Source organism: Aequorivita sp. CIP111184 (assembly GCF_900489465.1).
Lineage (GTDB): Bacteria > Bacteroidota > Bacteroidia > Flavobacteriales > Flavobacteriaceae > Aequorivita.
Genome location: NZ_UEFQ01000028.1, coordinates 41,750 through 59,123 on the forward strand (window position 1 = coordinate 41,750; position 17,374 = coordinate 59,123).

The 17,374-nt window shown below is 38.2% G+C and carries 11 protein-coding genes; 9 read left to right on the forward strand and 2 right to left on the reverse strand.

The window, feature by feature from the left end:
* Window positions 1-48: 48 nt before the first annotated feature.
* The 9 genes from recN to AEQU1_RS13125 all read left to right on the forward strand — a co-directional run bounded on the left by recN (window position 49) and on the right by AEQU1_RS13125 (window position 15,549).
* Complete coding sequence (recN, locus tag AEQU1_RS13085) at window positions 49-1,701, forward strand: DNA repair protein RecN (RefSeq protein WP_111881818.1); 1,653 nt, start codon at window positions 49-51, stop codon at window positions 1,699-1,701.
* Between the two features lie 64 nt (window positions 1,702-1,765).
* Window positions 1,766-2,584, forward strand: a complete 819-nt coding sequence (locus tag AEQU1_RS13090; RefSeq protein ID WP_111881820.1) for an enoyl-ACP reductase — start codon at window positions 1,766-1,768, stop codon at window positions 2,582-2,584.
* A gap of 148 nt (window positions 2,585-2,732) precedes the next feature.
* Window positions 2,733-6,872, forward strand: coding sequence for a T9SS type A sorting domain-containing protein (locus AEQU1_RS13095; RefSeq protein ID WP_181566775.1), 4,140 nt, complete (start codon window positions 2,733-2,735; stop codon window positions 6,870-6,872).
* A 316-nt stretch (window positions 6,873-7,188) separates the two neighbouring features.
* A complete protein-coding gene (locus AEQU1_RS13100) occupies window positions 7,189-10,455 on the forward strand; it encodes a T9SS type A sorting domain-containing protein (protein ID WP_111881823.1) in 3,267 nt (1,088 codons plus the stop codon).
* A 144-nt stretch (window positions 10,456-10,599) separates the two neighbouring features.
* Window positions 10,600-11,601 carry a glycosyltransferase family 2 protein gene (locus AEQU1_RS13105; protein WP_111881825.1) on the forward strand — a complete coding sequence of 334 codons (1,002 nt, stop codon included), beginning with the start codon at window positions 10,600-10,602 and terminating at the stop codon, window positions 11,599-11,601.
* A 26-nt stretch (window positions 11,602-11,627) separates the two neighbouring features.
* Window positions 11,628-12,578 carry a CdaR family protein gene (locus tag AEQU1_RS13110; protein WP_111881826.1) on the forward strand — a complete coding sequence of 317 codons (951 nt, stop codon included), beginning with the start codon at window positions 11,628-11,630 and terminating at the stop codon, window positions 12,576-12,578.
* A 31-nt stretch (window positions 12,579-12,609) separates the two neighbouring features.
* A complete protein-coding gene (gene coaE, locus AEQU1_RS13115; RefSeq protein ID WP_111881827.1) occupies window positions 12,610-13,185 on the forward strand; it encodes a dephospho-CoA kinase in 576 nt (191 codons plus the stop codon).
* Window positions 13,186-13,268: 83 nt separating this feature from the next.
* Complete coding sequence (locus AEQU1_RS13120) at window positions 13,269-14,828, forward strand: sensor histidine kinase KdpD (RefSeq protein WP_111881829.1); 1,560 nt, start codon at window positions 13,269-13,271, stop codon at window positions 14,826-14,828.
* A 4-nt stretch (window positions 14,829-14,832) separates the two neighbouring features.
* On the forward strand, window positions 14,833-15,549 hold the full coding sequence (locus AEQU1_RS13125) for a response regulator transcription factor (protein ID WP_062620724.1): 717 nt from the start codon (window positions 14,833-14,835) through the stop codon (window positions 15,547-15,549).
* A 41-nt stretch (window positions 15,550-15,590) separates the two neighbouring features.
* Here AEQU1_RS13125 and miaA read toward each other — a convergent pair whose 3' ends face one another.
* Window positions 15,591-16,508 (reverse strand): tRNA (adenosine(37)-N6)-dimethylallyltransferase MiaA, encoded by a 918-nt coding sequence (miaA, locus tag AEQU1_RS13130; protein WP_111881830.1) that lies wholly within the window; start codon window positions 16,506-16,508, stop codon window positions 15,591-15,593.
* Complete coding sequence (locus AEQU1_RS13135) at window positions 16,508-17,374, reverse strand: ion transporter (RefSeq protein ID WP_258455300.1); 867 nt, start codon at window positions 17,372-17,374, stop codon at window positions 16,508-16,510. The genes miaA and AEQU1_RS13135 overlap by 1 nt, the downstream gene beginning before the upstream one ends.

Below are 17,374 nucleotides of genomic sequence, written 5' to 3' on the forward strand. Positions count from 1 at the left end.
TTTAATATAACATCTTTTCATTAATTTTAAGTTCCAAAACCCAATTTAGTGATAACAACACTTGCCATAAAAAACTATGCGCTTATTGAAGATATTCGTGTGGAGTTTAATGAAGGTTTAACAATTATTACTGGCGAAACTGGTGCAGGAAAGTCAATAATTCTTGGGGCATTGGCACTTTTACTGGGAAAAAGGGCAGATTTAAGTAGTGTAAAAGACGCTTCCAAAAAATGCGTTGTTGAAGGGCATTTCTCCATTAATAATTATGGGCTTCAAAACCTTTTTGAAGAGAACGATTTGGATTATGAACCACAAACAATCATACGTCGTGAAATTCTACCAGGGGGCAAATCCCGAGCTTTTGTGAATGATACGCCCGTTGCTTTGTCACAGCTTCAAGCACTGGCGCCTTACTTAATTGATGTTCACAGTCAGCACGAAACTCTTGAAGTGGTTTCGGAAAGTTTTCAAATGGAAGTGATTGATGCGTTAGCGGGCAATAGCTCACTTCTGAAATCATATAAAATACAGTTTGAGGAATTAAAAAAAATTTCAGAAGAACTCTCCGCTTTAAAACTTCAAAAGGAAAGTGCCTCGAAAGAATTGGATTATAACACTTTTCTTTATAACGAACTTCAGCAGGCAAATTTAAAAAAACTGAACCAACAAGAACTTGAAGAAACCTTTGAAACACTTGACAATGCCGAGGTAATTCAAGAAGCACTTGCAAATGTTAATCAACTTTTGGAAGAAGAAAAGCTGGGCGCTTTAGAAACTGCAAAGGAAGCCCGAACTGTCTTGGGGCGCATTAAAGAATTTTCAAAAACAGTTGAAGATTTTTGGCAGCGTTTAAATAGTGTTATTATTGAATTGGAAGATATTGCAATTGAAGTTAATAATTCCGCAGAAAAAATTGAGGCCGATCCTGAAATGCTTTTTCAGGTAAATGAAAAATTACAAACACTGTACAAGCTGCAGCAGAAACACACTGTTTCTTCTGTTTTAGAATTAATTGAAATAGAGGAGCGGCTTGAAGATAAAGTGAATACCACTTTAGGTCTGGACGGCCAAATTGAAAATCTGGAAAAACAAAAAAGTATCGTGCGGGAAACAGCGTTGAAAACAGCCGCGCAGCTTCACAATAAAAGAGAAGAAGCAATTCCGGTTCTTAAAAAGAAGCTTGAGGAGACACTCTTTCCTTTAGGTTTGCCCAATGCAAGATTTCAGTTTGAGCTTATCGCTTCCGAAGATTTTAAAACCAATGGAACCGATGCGCTGCAATTATTGTTCACGGCAAACAAAGGATTGGCTTTTGGGCCATTAAAAAAAGTTGCTTCTGGGGGTGAAATGAGTCGGATAATGCTCGCTATAAAAGCTGTTTTGGCTGAATATAAAAAACTGCCAACCATTGTTTTTGATGAAATAGACACAGGGGTTTCAGGTGAAGTTGCAAACAAAATGGCTGATATTATGTATAGAATGAGCAAAAAAATGCAGCTGTTGAGCATTACCCATTTACCGCAAATTGCTGCTAAAGGCGACCATCACATAAAAGTTTACAAAGAAGATAAAAACAACGTTACGGCGACCCACTTAAAAATTTTAAACAAAGATGAGCGCATTGTTGAAATAGCGCAAATGCTGGGAGGCAAAAATGTTTCCGAAGCAGCAATAGCAAATGCAAAAGAATTATTGAATTAAAATGTATCTTTACTTCTTATATTTAAGACATAAAAAAAACTATTCAACGAAAAAAAACTAAAACATGTCATATAATTTACTGAAAGGAAAACGGGGAATCATTTTTGGGGCATTGGATGCAAATTCCATTGCCTGGAAAACCGCAGAGCGCATTCACGAAGAAGGCGGGAAATTTGTACTGACCAATGCGCCTATTGCTTTAAGAATGGGACAAATAAAAGAACTGGCAGAAAAGACCAATTCTGAAGTTGTTCCTGCCGATGCAACTAGTGTTGAAGATCTTGAAAACTTAGTTGCAAAAGCAACTGAGATTTTGGGAGGAAAACTGGATTTTGTACTGCACTCTATAGGTATGTCCGTAAATGTTCGCAAGGGAAATCACTACACCAACCAGAATTATGATTTTACACATAAAGGTTGGGATATTTCTGCGGGCTCTTTTCACAAAACGATGCAAGTTCTTTATCAAAAAGATGCCATGAACGAGTGGGGGAGTATCATAGCACTAACGTATATGGCTTCTCAGCGCGTTTTCCCAGATTATAACGATATGGCGGACAACAAGGCATATTTGGAAAGCATTGCGCGTAGTTTTGGATATTTCTTTGGAAGAGATAAAAAGGTTCGGGTGAATACTATTTCACAATCGCCAACGCCAACTACAGCTGGACAAGGTGTTAAGGGCTTTGATGGCTTTATTAGTTACGCAGATAAAATGTCACCGTTAGGAAACGCTACCGCATTGGATTGTGCAAATTATACCATTGCAATGTTTAGTGATTTGACTAAGCGTGTAACACTACAAAATTTATATAATGATGGAGGTTTTTCTAATATGGGAGTGAGCGATGCAGTTATGAAAGACTTTGTGGACGGGAACTAAATTTCCGGGTATATTGAAACTCTTTAAATCCTGTCCATTTTTTGGACAGGATTTTTTTTTGAAATTCGCGAAGTAGTTGTTGATAATGTTTGGTGTTAACGTTTTTTTAAATACTTTTAGGGGATTATTAACTAAAATTTATCAAATTATGAGAAGAAGTACTATTATTGGGTGTTTCGTCGGTTTGCTCGCGCTAACGATGAATGCTCAAGTTACTCAACCTTCTACTTCGCGATCCGATACGAGGACGACTGTAGAGAATCAGAAAAAACCTGCAGCTTCCGTTCAGGAATTGCTGGTAAGGTATCAAAACGTGGGAAGCAAGCCGGGTGCTGTTTCTGAATATTTTACCATAGAGGAGCAGCAAATGTTGCTTTCATATTTCAGTAACCAGAAATCTGCTAATGCTGCACATACTATTAAGGGCGTTAGTACAAATAACTCTGCCGTAGCTAAAGAACTTGTTGTTTCAGATTCACAGCGCGCAGCTTTCAAAAACCCATACACTCCTTTATTTGTAGCTTCCGATGTTAAGGATAATTCTGCAGAAGCAAAAGGAATAGTAGTTTCTGCGGAAAATAGAGCTGCCATATACCAACAAACACAGCCATTATTTATAGCTCCTGTTGCTGTTACTGCAGAAGATGAAGCTGAAATTTTAGCTGCTGCACAAAGAAGCGCTAATACAGATATTGAGAACATTACTGTAACTCGCAGCAGAACGATACTTTCTGATATTATTCCTACTGCAGGTGCTATAGAAACATTTACTCCAGCAGTTGGAGATAACTTCTTCGATCCAGGAGGACCAGGAGGGAGCAGTACAGGCGGTACGCCAGGTAACTACCCAAACTGTGGTTGCGACACTGTTACCACCCTTGATGGTGCTACGGAAGTTGATTTTCAATTTTTTAGTGTCTTTGCAACTTTCGATTACTTAAGAATTTATGATGGTGCAGATACATCGGGAACTGTTTTGTATGATAATAGTTCTACTGGTGCAAATAGTGGAGATATAACCCTTGCCGATATGATAGGTTCTAATGGTTCATCCACTTTTACAGGTACCTCAGGCAGTCTTACGTTTTTCTTCCATTCTTCAACTGTTGTTGATTACGGTGGATGGGATGCAGAGATAACCGCGGTTTCAGGTGGTGGTGGTGGAACTGTTTGTTCGCAAAGCCATCCATTTGGAGCAGTTGCTGCAGGTGCATCTGGATCTTCTGTTGATTCAACATTTAAAACTGCTGCAGATCTTGTAGTAGCAGCAGGTGAGGATTTTACATTGGATACTATTGAAGTTCCTTTTCTAACATTCGCACCACTTGATCCTCCAACAACAGCAAACATCGTATATTACGAAAATGCTGGTGGATTACCAGGCGCTATTATAGGCAGTGAAACTGTGGTTCCGACCATTTTGAGTTCAGGCCCTTGGGCAAACCCTGCGGCTTTTCAGTTTTTGACCAGTTTGGCAGTTACTCCATTTACTTTTACCGGTGATGCGTCTGTTGACAAAACATATTGGGTAGAGATAAGTATGGGAACGGCTACTAATCAAGCAACTGTTTTTTGGGAATACACAAATGACATTCCTGTAGAAGGTGAGCCATATGCTAAATTTGATTCTACTATAGGCACTTGGGCTATAGACGATCCAACACAAGAAGTGGTTTACGACTTTAGCGGTAACTGCGAGCCGATGAGTGGCGGTGGAGTAGCATGTTCTCAGGATCATCCATTTGGAGCTGCTGCTGCAGGTGCATCTGGATCTTCTGTTGATTCAACATTTAAAACTGCTGCAGATCTTGTAGTGGTAGCTGGTGAGGATTTCACATTGGATACTATTGAGGTTCCTTTTCTAACATTCGCACCACTAGATCCTCCAACAACAGCAAACATCGTATATTACGAAAATGCTGGTGGATTACCAGGCGCTATTATAGGCAGTGAAACTGTGGTTCCGACCATTTTGAGTTCAGGCCCTTGGGCAAACCCTGCGGCTTTTCAATTTTTGACCAGTTTGGCAGTTACTCCATTTACTTTTGCCGGTGATGCGTCTGTTGACAAAACATATTGGGTAGAGATAAGTATGGGAACGGCTACTAATCAAGCAACTGTTTTCTGGGAATACACAAATGACATTCCTGTAGAAGGTGAGCCATATGCTAAATTTGATTCTACCATAGGCACTTGGGCTATAGACGATCCTATACAGGAAGTTGTTTATACTTTTAGTGGTCAATGTGACCCAATGGGGGGTGGTGGTCCTGGACCGCTTACTACTGTATATGGTATTAACAATGCAAATCAAGACCTTATAGGTTTTGGAGTAACAACTCCAGGAACAACTGAGGTTTTTGGAACTTCACCTATTACAGATCCTGCTCTTTTTGAAAATGCCGGTGCAATTGATCCTGCAAATCCAACTACTGGTTATGCATTAGATAATGGCGGTAATTTTTATTCTTTTGATGTTACCACAGGTTTTTATACTTCATTAGGAAGTATTCCTGGTGACTGGGTAGGTATGGAATTTGATCGTAGCAGTGGAATACTTTATGCTATTGCGGGCGCAGACCTTTATACCATAGATCCAGTGGCAGTTACTGCCACATTGGTAGGTGCTACTGGTATTAATCCAGCTGATCTTCCAATTGCATTGGCCATTGATGGTGCTGGTGTAGGATATACCTATGAGATAGTGACGGACAATCTATATTCAATAGATCTTGCCACTGGTACAGCAACACTTATTGGCAATATTGGTTTTGACGCTAATTTTGGTCAAGGTATGTGTTATGATCCAACGACAGATATGGTTTACATGTCAGCTTTCAACGGTGGTTCATTTGCTGCTGAATGGCGATCTGTAGATCTTTCAACTGGAACAACTAGTTTAATAGGTCCAATTGTAACTCCTGCCGCAACTACTCAAGTTGCTTGGGCTTCAATAGGAGAAACTTTACCTCCTCCAGCATGTCCAGAACCAACAAACTTAATGGTTACAAACATTGGTGCAACTTCTGCAGATCTTTCTTGGGATGCAGAACCAAATGCAAGCAGTGGATATATCTGGTATGTTTTTGATCAAGGAGCAAACCCAACAACTGATACCCCAGTTGCAACTGGAACTACAGCAGCGGGTGTAACTACTGCAACAGCTTCAGGTTTAGGCGGTGGCTTCAATTATGACTTTTATGTGGTTGCAGATTGTAATACAGATGGACTAAGTCAATATGCTGGACCAATAACATTTGCTACCCCACCAGCTTGTGGAGGTAAATTTTATGATACTGGCGGACCAGGCGGAGACTATCAAAACGATGAAAACGTTACAACCACGATTAATCCAGCTAATGCGGGCGAACAGGTTACAGTTACCTTTACCGCTTTTGATGTAGAATCATCTTGGGATGCACTTTATGTATATGACGGTCCGGATGCTAGTTTCCCAATTATTTCTAGTGGTAATCCAGCTACAAATAGTGGATTCCCTGCAGGAGGTTATTACGGAACCACCATACCTGGACCATTTGTTTCTTCGGATCCAAGCGGAGCGCTTACTTTCGTATTTAGAAGTGACTCTTCTGTGCCACGTACAGGATGGGAAGCAGATGTTACTTGTGCGCTATCACCTCCACCGAACGATTTGATAGTGAATTCAATTGACGTTGATGAGATAGGGTTCCCTTATACTGACCCTGCAGTACATATGCCTGCTGCAACTCTTGAAGGCGGCAATCCTGTGAATTGTGATCTTACTGGCGCCAACGGTGTTTGGTACAACTTTGTATCTGCCGGAAACGGTACTGCAAATGCGATGATCGTTACTCCTGGCGGAGCTAGCTCAGTAACGTTCTATACCGCTCCTAACGAGAATGCGGTTGAGACCGACCTTACCCTTGTTCCACAACAGACCAACCAGTGTCTACCAGGAACTTCAGCATCGATCTTTACCCTTGCCGGTCAAGCGTACTATGTATTCGTGCTTAACAGTGGTGCGGTTACCGACATCATGATTGACGGAACGAACTTAAGTACTTCGGACAACAGTATAGCTGGTTTCAGTTATTACCCGAATCCAACCACTGAGGTTCTTAACTTGAGCAGTGTTGACAACATCGAGCGCGTATCCATCTACAACCTTTTAGGTCAGATGGTTATTGACAGCCGCGTTGATGCCACCACATCTCAAATGGATGTTTCTGCACTTAGTACAGGCACCTATTTGATGAAGGTTACCGTTAATGGACAGGTAGGTACTTATAAGTTGGTGAAGGACTAATTCCTAAAAACCTTTTTAATAATACCCAGCCACCCGCCAAAAGCGGGTGGCTTTTTTTATGGTTTATTAAAATTTATAGTAACTATATGATTTTTTAAATTGAATTATGGGTAGCGAGAGATTATTCTAAATAAAATTTAATTGATCATATTTAAAAAAAAATAGATATTGTTTTTTTTCCTGAAAATCTTACTAGTTGTTAATTTAATAGAGTATCCCTAATGTGTTGAAATTCTTATTGATAAAAGCTTTGATATTCGGTTTTTTTGGAATAGTTTTAATTCTTTAAACCAAATACTAACTAAATTATTTAATTATGAAAAAAATTACTATGCTAATTTTGCTGATGTTATGTGCTATAGGTTATAGCCAGACTGATGCAAAGTCGATGGGAGTAAGTAGCCCCGTCACTGTTAAGACACAGCAGAATAAATCACAAGCTGTTCAGCAACCTCAAAAAGGTTCGTCTGCTACAGATTTAGGTGATAGCAATTCTCGCGCAAGGAACACGAACGTTCAGTATCAACCTACTGCTATAGCGCCGGTTGCCTACTTTAGAAATAATGCTGCGCCAATGGGAGAAGTTGTTGAAGGAATGAGTTCAACTACATTCAATCCAAACCTTCGTATTCCTTTAACTGGAAACTATGGTTATCCTGCTAATAATGCAGTTGCTGCATTGGTTTATGACAATGGGCCTCATTACAATATTGCTGGACCGCCTCCTGTAAGTATGTTGCAGGATACTTCCTTGGGAATGTCACTTTTTGGTTTTGGATGTCAATTTATTAATTCAAATAGTATTGCTGATGATGTAATACTTACAGCTGACTATGACATCAATTCTGTAGACGTTTATGCTTATCAGACAGGTTCGGTACCTCCTTCAGTAAATGCACTTTATATGCAGGTATGGGATGGTGACCCTAGTGGTGGTGGAGCTTCTGTTATTTGGGGCGACCTTACAACAAATATTATGTCTAACGTAGCTTCAAGCACAGCATTTAGACAATTAGAAAGCGTTCCCGGAGGTACAACACGAGAAATTCAGATAGTTACTGCTAATACTACTGGATTATCTCTTACTGCTGGCACCTATTGGATTGAGTATACATTTGCTGGTTCAGGGGCTTCTGGTCCTTGGGCGCCACCAATTGTGATTACTGGAAATGCTACAACAGGAAATGCTATGCAAAATTTAGCTGGTGTTTGGGGCCCTGCAATTGATGCTGGATCTGGAACACCTCAAGGTATGCCTTTCCAAATGTATGGTGACCCAATTGGCGGCGGCGGCGGTGCTTGCGGAAGCCCAATACTAGAAGTAAACCAAGATTCTACAGATACTTGTATGGCTAATATTACACAAACTGATTTAGCCCAGTCTTATATTCCAATTGAGCCAATTGCGGCTGGAGCTGGTATAATGTTTGATGTTGCCTCTACTGGACTCGATGTAGATTTATCATTATGGGATGGTCTTCCAAATGCAGGAGGTACTATGCTTGCGAGTGGAACAAGTCAAACAGACGGTACAGTATGGACCGATGTTTTTTGGGATCCTGTTGTGAATGTTACCGTTGGAAATACTTACTATATAGTTATTGATGGGGATCCATTGTTGCCTTGCGTTGCGGGTGATACTTCTGACCCTTATCCAGGTGGAAATGTTTTTGCCAATGCTGGTTATAATTCTTTCCCAGGTTTCGATTATACTTTTAGAACCTATAGCTGTGATGCTTCTGGTGGCGGGTGTCCTATAGTTAGCGACTGCAACTTGAGTGATGTTACTCCAGATGATGCTAGTAGTCCAAATGTTTGGGACAGACCTTTTGCTGATGGAACATGCTGTTCAGGTTTGGGTCCTGTATCTTATGACGTTTATGGTCCATTTACAGTGGATGTTACTGGTCTTTATACCATTGATAGTGATCAGGATAGCGGTGCTTGGGATGGCTATATCTTTTTATATGAGACTTGTTTTGACCCACTAGATCAAACTACAAATTATATAGCGGGAGATGATGATGGTCCTGCAGGTATTGGAACATCTCAGATATTGGATGTGAATCTTACTGCAGGGACTGAGTATTATTTTATCACTACTGGATTTTCTGCTGGAGATTTTGGTGCATTTACAACCACGATTACTGGTGTTGGTACAGCTAGCTGTGGTGGTCCTGTTGTGACCTATGACGACTGCTCAGGTGCTATCGCAGTTGCTTGTGGTGACAGTGTAGTTGGAGAGACTTTGACTGCTACGGATTCAGGCGGAAATGCTGCTCCAGACGTGTTTTATAAGTTTACAGGAACGGGATCTCCACAGTTGGTTACTATATCACTTTGTGCTGCAACCGACTATGATTCAGTTCTTCGTGTATTTGACGATTGCGACCTTCTAAACGAACTTGCTTTCAACGATGATTTCTGTGGTCTTCAGAGCGAGGTTACCTTCCAGTCTGATGGTATCTCTACTTATTATATAATGGTTGAAGGTTTTGGAAGTAATTCTGGTAATTTCAGTCTTGATGTTACTTGTACCGAACCATTACCGAATGATGGATGTGAAGGAGCTATTGCAGTAAACTGTGGTGACTCCGTTACTGGAACAACTGTTGGTTCTACCATAGATACCGCACCTACTTGTGGTACTCCTATCACTTCACCAGGTGTTTGGTATACTCTTGATGATAACAGCGGACTTCCTGGTGACATTACTCTGTCATTGTGTAACGGTACTGACTTCGATTCTAAAATATCTGTTTACAGCGGCAGCTGTACAGCACTTGTTTGCGTTGATGGTAACGATGACGCCTGTGGACTTCAGAGTGAAATCTCTTTTGCGAGCGATGGGAATACCAAGTTTTACATTTTGATTCACAGCTTTGGCGGTGCAACGGGTAATTTCACACTTGATGTGACTTGTACACCAACACCTCCACCGAACGATAGGATTGTTAACTCTATCGATGTTGATGAAATAGGCTTCCCTTATACAGACCCAGCAGTAGCTATGCCTGCTGCTACTACCGAGAACGGTAGTCCTGTGAATTGTGATCTTACTGGCGCCAACGGTGTTTGGTACAACTTTGTATCGGCCGGAAACGGTACTGCAAATGCGATGATCGTTACTCCTGGCGGAGCTAGCTCAGTAACGTTCTATACCGCTCCTAACGAGAATGCGGTTGAGACCGACCTTACCCTTGTTCCACAACAGACCAACCAGTGTCTACCAGGAACTTCAGCATCGATCTTTACCCTTGCCGGTCAAGCATACTATGTATTCGTACTTAACAGTGGTGCGGTTACCGATATCATGATTGACGGAACGAACCTAGATACTTCGGAGAATAGTATAGCTGGTTTCAGCTATTACCCGAACCCAACTACTGGCGTTCTTAACCTGAGCAGTGTTGACAACATCGAGCGTGTATCCATTTACAACCTTTTAGGCCAGATGGTTATTGACAGCCGCGTTGATGCCACCACATCTCAGATGGATGTTTCCGCACTTAGCACCGGTTCTTACCTAATGAAGGTTACCATAAATGGACAGACCGGCACTTACAAGGTAATGAAGGACTAATCTTTTTAGAAACATTAATTTATAATACCCAACCACCCGTCATTGACGGGTGGTTTTTTTATAATGAATTTATTACATCAATAAATTATATGAAAAGCTACACACGAAAGTGGGTGGCTTTTTTTATTTGACTAACTTTGCGCAATGAAGCGAAATTATTCCTTTATAATTCCAGTATTCAACCGTCCTCAGGAAGTAAGGGAACTTTTGGAGAGTTTTATAAATTTAAATTTTCAGGAAGATTTTGAAATAGTTTTGGTAGAAGATGGCTCAACAGAAACTTCGGAAGAAGTGGTTGAGGAATTCTCCAAAAACCTTTCTATTTCGTATTATTTTAAAAAAAATACCGGCCCTGGAGATTCACGAAATTTTGGAATGAAGCAAGCAAAGGGTAATTACTTCATAATTCTCGATTCTGATTGTTTGTTGCCTCCCCATTATCTAATTACGGTAGATTCATTTCTAAGTAAACATTTTTATCATTGCTTTGGTGGTGCAGATGCAGCCCACAGCAGTTTTACACCTTTGCAAAAAGCAATAAATTATGTAATGACTTCTTTTTATACTACTGGGGGAATTAGAGGAAGTAAAGCAAGCGTTAACCGTTTTGAGCCAAGAAGTTTTAATATGGGTATTTCACAGGAAGCGTTTGAAAATACGGGTGGTTTTGCAAAAATACATCCAGGGGAGGACCCCGACCTTTCACAACGCATTTTAAGAGCAGATTATAAAACTACATTTTTACCCAATGCGTTCGTTTATCATAAAAGACGCATTTCTTGGCAAAAATTCTATACACAGGTCAAAAAATTTGGACTTGTTAGGCCTATTTTGAACCGATGGCATCCTACGGCTAGTAAAGTTACGTTTTGGTTTCCGACGGTATTCGTTTTTTTTACACTATTTTCTGTGTTGTTTTCCCTTCTAATATCCTTCTTTTTTATAGTTCCAATTCTTCTATACTTAATGGTGATATGGATTGATTCTTCCATAAAGAATAAAAGTATCTATATTGGGTTACTATCCATAGCTGCCGTTTTTGTTCAATTTTTTGGATATGGAATTGCTTTTCTGAAATCAAGTATTTTAATAAACCTTCTAAAGAAAGATCCGCAGAAACAATTTCCCTCTTTATTTTTTAAGTAATTTTAGTGACTGTCAATTAAACTATTATGACGAAGGGATTTTTTAAAAATAATAAAAACTCAAAAGTAAAACGCTTTTTGTTTTTTTTGGTTCTGGCTACAATTTTTTGGGTTTTAACTAAATTCAGTAGGGAATTTACCTCTACAATGCAGGCAAGGATTAATTATGAAAATATTCCCGAAACTGCTGCATTGGCTGGAAATAATATTAATGATATTACATTTGACCTTACAGCAAACGGCTTCGAAATTTTATTCTATAAATTTAAGAAACCAACTATTGAAGTTCAGGTTAGCAAATATTACACGAATGAAAAGAAAGGTTTTACAATCTCCAAAAATGATTTGTTACGTCTAGTTGCCTCTAATTTTAATAGAAATTTGGCCATCAAAAATCTTTCGGTTGAACAATTGGAAGTTCGTTTAGATCCAATTGTTTTAAAGAAAGTACGGGTTGTCGCAATGACAGATATATCTTTTAAAAATGGTTTTAAGGCAGTAGATAGCATAATCGTTTTTCCTGATTCGATTACTATATCTGGTCCTTCCGGAAGTTTAAAAAACATTAAAACCATTGCAACAGATTTAATTTCACTTAAAGATGTGGAAAAAAATATTTCGGAAACAATTAAAATTTCAAAGCCAAGCAAGGAAGTAGTTTTGGTTAAACCGAACAAAGTGGGAGTAAAATTGGAAGTAGCAGAATTTTCCCAAGGAAAATTTACGCTTCCAGTTGAGGTTATTAACTTACCCCCAGATGTGGAAATAAAATTGGTTCCACAAGTAATAACAATTTCTTTTGATGTTTCTGTAAATGATTTTGCAAAAATCACAAAAGAAAATTTTAGAGTAGTTTGTGACTATTCCAAAAGGAATGAAAATGAAAATTTCATGTTGCCTTTTCTCGAAAAGAAACCTCAAAATATTATCAATGTAATGTTCGAGCCCAAGAAGATTGATTTTTTCGTATTTAAATAAATTTCATTTCTACAAATAAAAATTTTAAAAGATGAAAATAGTTGGTTTAACAGGTGGAATTGGAAGCGGAAAAACAACTGTCGCAAAATTATTTTCGGAATTGGGAGTGCCTGTGTATATTGCAGATATTGAAGCCAAAAAATTAACAAACTCTTCAACGGTCATTCGCCGTAAGCTAACTAAACTTTTAGGCGATGAAACTTATTTAAACGGTACTTTAAATCGGAAATATGTTGCCGAAAAAATTTTTACGGATGAAGCTCTTCTAAATGCGGTTAATGCAATAATCCATCCTAAAGTTGCAGCTCATTTTAAGAAATGGGTCCTGAAACAAAAAACGAATTACGTATTAAAGGAAGCTGCAATTCTTTTTGAAAACGGCAGTTACAAAGATTTTGATGTAGTTATTTTAGTTACTGCTCCAAAGGATTTACGCATTGAAAGAATAAAAATGCGCGACAAAGCTACGCAGGGTGAAATTGAACAACGGATGAACAATCAGTGGAGCGATTCCAAAAAGAAAAAGCTAGCAGATATAGTTATTGAAAATATTGAAATGGATGCTACGAGAAAGCAAGTGGAATCAATTCATCATTCATTAATATAGGGGCTCTTTAAAATTGTCTTTTCTTTTGTTAACATTTGGTTAAATGAACAAGTAGCTAAATGTTAAAATCTTACTTTTGAGGTATGAACAAAAAGCTATTCGTATTGCTTATAGCGCTCATGAGCCTCTCATTATTGGGAATAGTATTTGTTCAGGGATATTGGATATCAAATGCATATCAAACCAAAACAGATCAATTTACCATTAATGTAAAACAGGTTCTTTTGTCTGTTGCAAAAGAAATTCAGTTACGGGAGAATGAAGCCTATTATCAAGTTTACAGTGCCTATATAGATAGCATACAGGTTCCCGATAATGCGATTTTCACAGAATTGGCCTATAGAATTCAGAATAAGGCCACGAATGAAACATATATTTTTACCGACGGAATTTTAGAACAGGATTACAAACTTTCCTCAGGTCTTATGAATACAGATACCGATAGTATTCAGTTTACAAAGTTAACTAACAGGAAGACTAAGACCAAAATTTCTAAAAGCATAGATGGAACTACTACCACTGAGACACGAGTAGAGTCTTTTTCTAGAATGAAGGATTATGAGCGAAAGCAGTTTGAGGATTTTGTTGGTAATGTAACTGCGCTAACTCCAATATATAAGAGAGTAGATGCAGCCCAGATTGACGAATTGATCACAAAGGAGCTTAGGGAGAGAGGTTTAAATTCCAAATTTGAATTTGCTGTTTATAGTAATAATTTGGAAACCAAGGTTCGCTCTAAAGATTTTAAGTACGTTGAAAAGAGCAATTATAACGTGCCACTTTTTGTTAATGAAGACAAAAATGGGTATGAGCTTTATGTGAATTTTTCAGAAAAGGAAAAACTGGTTTTAAATAGCATTTTGGGAATGGCCATTCTTTCTCTGGTGTTTACTTCGGTAATAATTTTAGCATATTCCAGCGCTATTTCACAAATATATAAGCAAAGACAAATTTCTCAGATTAAGACTGATTTTATAAATAATATGACCCACGAGTTCAAGACGCCAATAGCTACCATAAATTTAGCACTTGATTCTCTTAAAAATCCTAAAGTAAAGGATAATAAGGAGTTTTTGGATCGTTACTTGGGAATGATACGGGACGAAAATAAACGAATGCACGCACAAGTTGAAAATGTATTGCGGATTTCAAAACTTGAAAAGAACGAGTTAGACTTGCCAAAGGAGCGTTTTGATTTACAGGAAATTGTGGAAGACGCAATTTCGCATGTAAGTTTGATCGTGGAAGATAGGGGCGGATATATCAAAACACATTATGGAGCTCTCAAATCTACAGTATTGGCCAATGAATCACACCTTAGCAATGTGATTGTTAACTTGCTTGATAATGCTATTAAATATTCTGAAGATGAGCCAAAGATTGATATTTATTCAGAAAATGTAAAAAACAGTATTATCCTCAAAATAAGAGATCAAGGAATGGGGATGACAAAGCAAGTTCAGAAAAAAATATTTGAAAAATTTTACAGAGAACACTCTGGCGATATACACAACGTGAAAGGACACGGCCTTGGACTGGCATACGTAAAGCGCATCTTAGATGATCACGATGCAGAAATATACGTTGAAAGTGAAAAAGGAAAAGGCAGCACTTTTATAATAAAACTACACTTAATATCTTAAAATTATGGAAACAGAAAACAAAAAAATCCTTCTAGTTGAAGACGATCCCAACTTTGGGACAGTACTAAAAGATTACCTTGCCATGAACGATTACAACGTTACGCACGCAAAAAATGGCATGGAAGGTTTTGAAAAATTTAAAAAAGACGATTTCGATCTTTGTATTCTTGATGTAATGATGCCGTACAAAGACGGTTTTACATTGGCAAAGGAAATTCGCGAGAAAAACGAAGATGTGCCTATTATATTCTTAACGGCCAAAGCCATGAAAGAAGATGTATTGAAAGGTTATAAAGTTGGGGCAGATGATTACCTCAATAAACCTTTTGATAGCGAAGTGCTTTTAATGAAAATTAAGGCTATCATTCAAAGAAAAGCTACAGATTCTATAGCAGATAGCAAACAATTTGAATTCCAGGTTGGTAATTTCCATTTGAACTCTAAATTGCGCTTTTTAACTTATAATAAGGAAACTCCAATAAAACTTTCTCCAAAAGAGAATGAATTATTACGTCTTTTGGCACTTCACAAAAATGATTTGATGCCAAGAGAACTTGCTCTGACTAAAATCTGGAGGGATGATAACTATTTTACCTCAAGAAGTATGGATGTTTACATTGCTAAACTTCGTAAATATCTTAGCAAAGATGATGGTGTTGAAATAATCAACATTCACGGAGAAGGTTTCCGTTTAGTGGTGAAGAGTGAAGTTGACAATTAAATTCTATCTTCTATCATTAAGATAAGTGTAAAAAAACGCCTTTATGAGGCGTTTTTTTCTTTTATATAGAGTAGGATTTCTGAAACATCAGTATCGTGATTGAACCACTGAATCGCTTCATTTTTCTTGAACCAGGTATTTTGCCGTTTTGCAAACCTGCGTGTATTTTTCTTTATTTCTGAAATGGCTTCTTCTTTGGTAATATTTCCTTCAAAATATTCAAAGAGCTCCCGGTAACCAACAGTTTGTAACGCATTTCTTTGTTTATGGGGTAGAAGTGAATTTGCTTCTTCAAGCAATCCTTCATTTATCATTTTATCAACACGTTGATTAATGCGTTCATAAATTAATTCCCTTTCTGCTGTCAAGCCGATAATAATGGTTTCAAAATCTCTTTCCTCGTTTTCTTTATTCAGAAATGAAGAATACGGTTTTCCAGTGCTCCGCGAAATCTCCAAAGCACGAACCAATCTATGTGGGTTGTGAATGTCAACTTTCTCGAAATATGCAGCATCTACTTTTTTCAATTCCCTTTGAAGCGCTTCAATACCCTTTTCATTCAATTCAGAATTCAATTGCTCCCGAATTTCTGGAGATACATTCGGAAAACTGTCCAATCCCTTTACCACGGCATCAACATATAATCCCGAACCTCCGACCATTATGGCCACTTTATTTTTTTCAAAGAGATTCTTTAGCAATTCAATTGCATCTCTTTCAAAATCACCGACGGAATAATCTTCAAAAATACTTTTGTTTTGGATGAAATGGTGCGGTGCAGCTTCCAGCTCTTCCTTTGATGGAACGGCTGTGCCAATGCGCATTTCTCCATAAAACTGTCTAGAGTCTGCAGATATAATTTCTGTTGAAAAAGCTTTTGCAAGTTTGATGGACAATGCTGTTTTGCCTATAGCTGTTGGTCCCACAACACATATGAGCAAAGGTTTTTTAGAAGGCATTATACTTCGGGATTAATTTCGGGATGTAAATTTTCACCGCATTTATGGCAAAACTTAGCATCATCCCTATGCCGTTGCGCACCACAATTAGTGCAAACCTGTGTATTTACGTGTACATAATCTTTCCCTAACACATCATTTTTGTCCATGCTCTTTGTGTATTCTGCGCTAACAATACCTGTGGGTACAGCGATAATTCCATAACCCAAAATCATAATAACCGTTGCTAATAACTGCCCAAGCGGAGTGGAAGGTGCAATATCTCCAAAACCAACCGTAGTTAGGGTTACAATACACCAATAAACACTTATGGGGATGCTTTTAAAGCCGTGTTCAGGGCCTTCAATTATATACATTAGTGTACCTGCAATTACAGCTATAACTAGAACTGCGAAAAGAAAAACAAGTATTTTTGCTTTACTGTTGGCAAGTGCCTTTCGCAATTTTGCGGCCTCGCCTATATAACGCGTAATCTTTAAAATTCGAAAAACACGTAAAAGTCTTAGCGCACGAACGGAAAGTAAGAAACTACTTCCAGCAAAAAGGAATGATAAATAGAGCGGAATGGTTGATAGAAAATCTATAATACCATAAAAACTGAAAATATAAGCTTTGGGTTTTTTAACTGTAATAATCCGGGCTATGTATTCAATACTGAAAAATATAGTAATAATCCACTCACCTAAATATAGTATTTCGTGGTATTTAGCATCAATCTCACTAACGCTTTCAAGCATTACTAAAACAATGCTTAATAAAATAAGGATGAGAAGTACAACATCGAAAAGCTTGCCCATGGGCGTATCTGCTTCATAAATAATTTCGTGAAGCTTAAAACGCCAAGATTTTTTATCGGTTGGTTTCAA

Excerpts from the sequence above, each read along its gene's own strand:
- AEQU1_RS13090 (WP_111881820.1), top strand. The coding sequence starts at position 1,766 with ATGTCATATAATTTACTGAAAGGAAAACGGGGAATCATTTTTGGGGCA.
- AEQU1_RS13095 (WP_181566775.1), top strand. The coding sequence starts at position 2,733 with ATGAGAAGAAGTACTATTATTGGGTGTTTCGTCGGTTTGCTCGCGCTA.
- AEQU1_RS13100 (WP_111881823.1), top strand. The coding sequence starts at position 7,189 with ATGAAAAAAATTACTATGCTAATTTTGCTGATGTTATGTGCTATAGGT.
- AEQU1_RS13105 (WP_111881825.1), top strand. The coding sequence starts at position 10,600 with ATGAAGCGAAATTATTCCTTTATAATTCCAGTATTCAACCGTCCTCAG.
- AEQU1_RS13110 (WP_111881826.1), top strand. The coding sequence starts at position 11,628 with ATGACGAAGGGATTTTTTAAAAATAATAAAAACTCAAAAGTAAAACGC.
- coaE (WP_111881827.1), top strand. The coding sequence starts at position 12,610 with ATGAAAATAGTTGGTTTAACAGGTGGAATTGGAAGCGGAAAAACAACT.
- AEQU1_RS13120 (WP_111881829.1), top strand. The coding sequence starts at position 13,269 with ATGAACAAAAAGCTATTCGTATTGCTTATAGCGCTCATGAGCCTCTCA.
- AEQU1_RS13125 (WP_062620724.1), top strand. The coding sequence starts at position 14,833 with ATGGAAACAGAAAACAAAAAAATCCTTCTAGTTGAAGACGATCCCAAC.
- miaA (WP_111881830.1), bottom strand. The coding sequence starts at position 16,508 with ATGCCTTCTAAAAAACCTTTGCTCATATGTGTTGTGGGACCAACAGCT.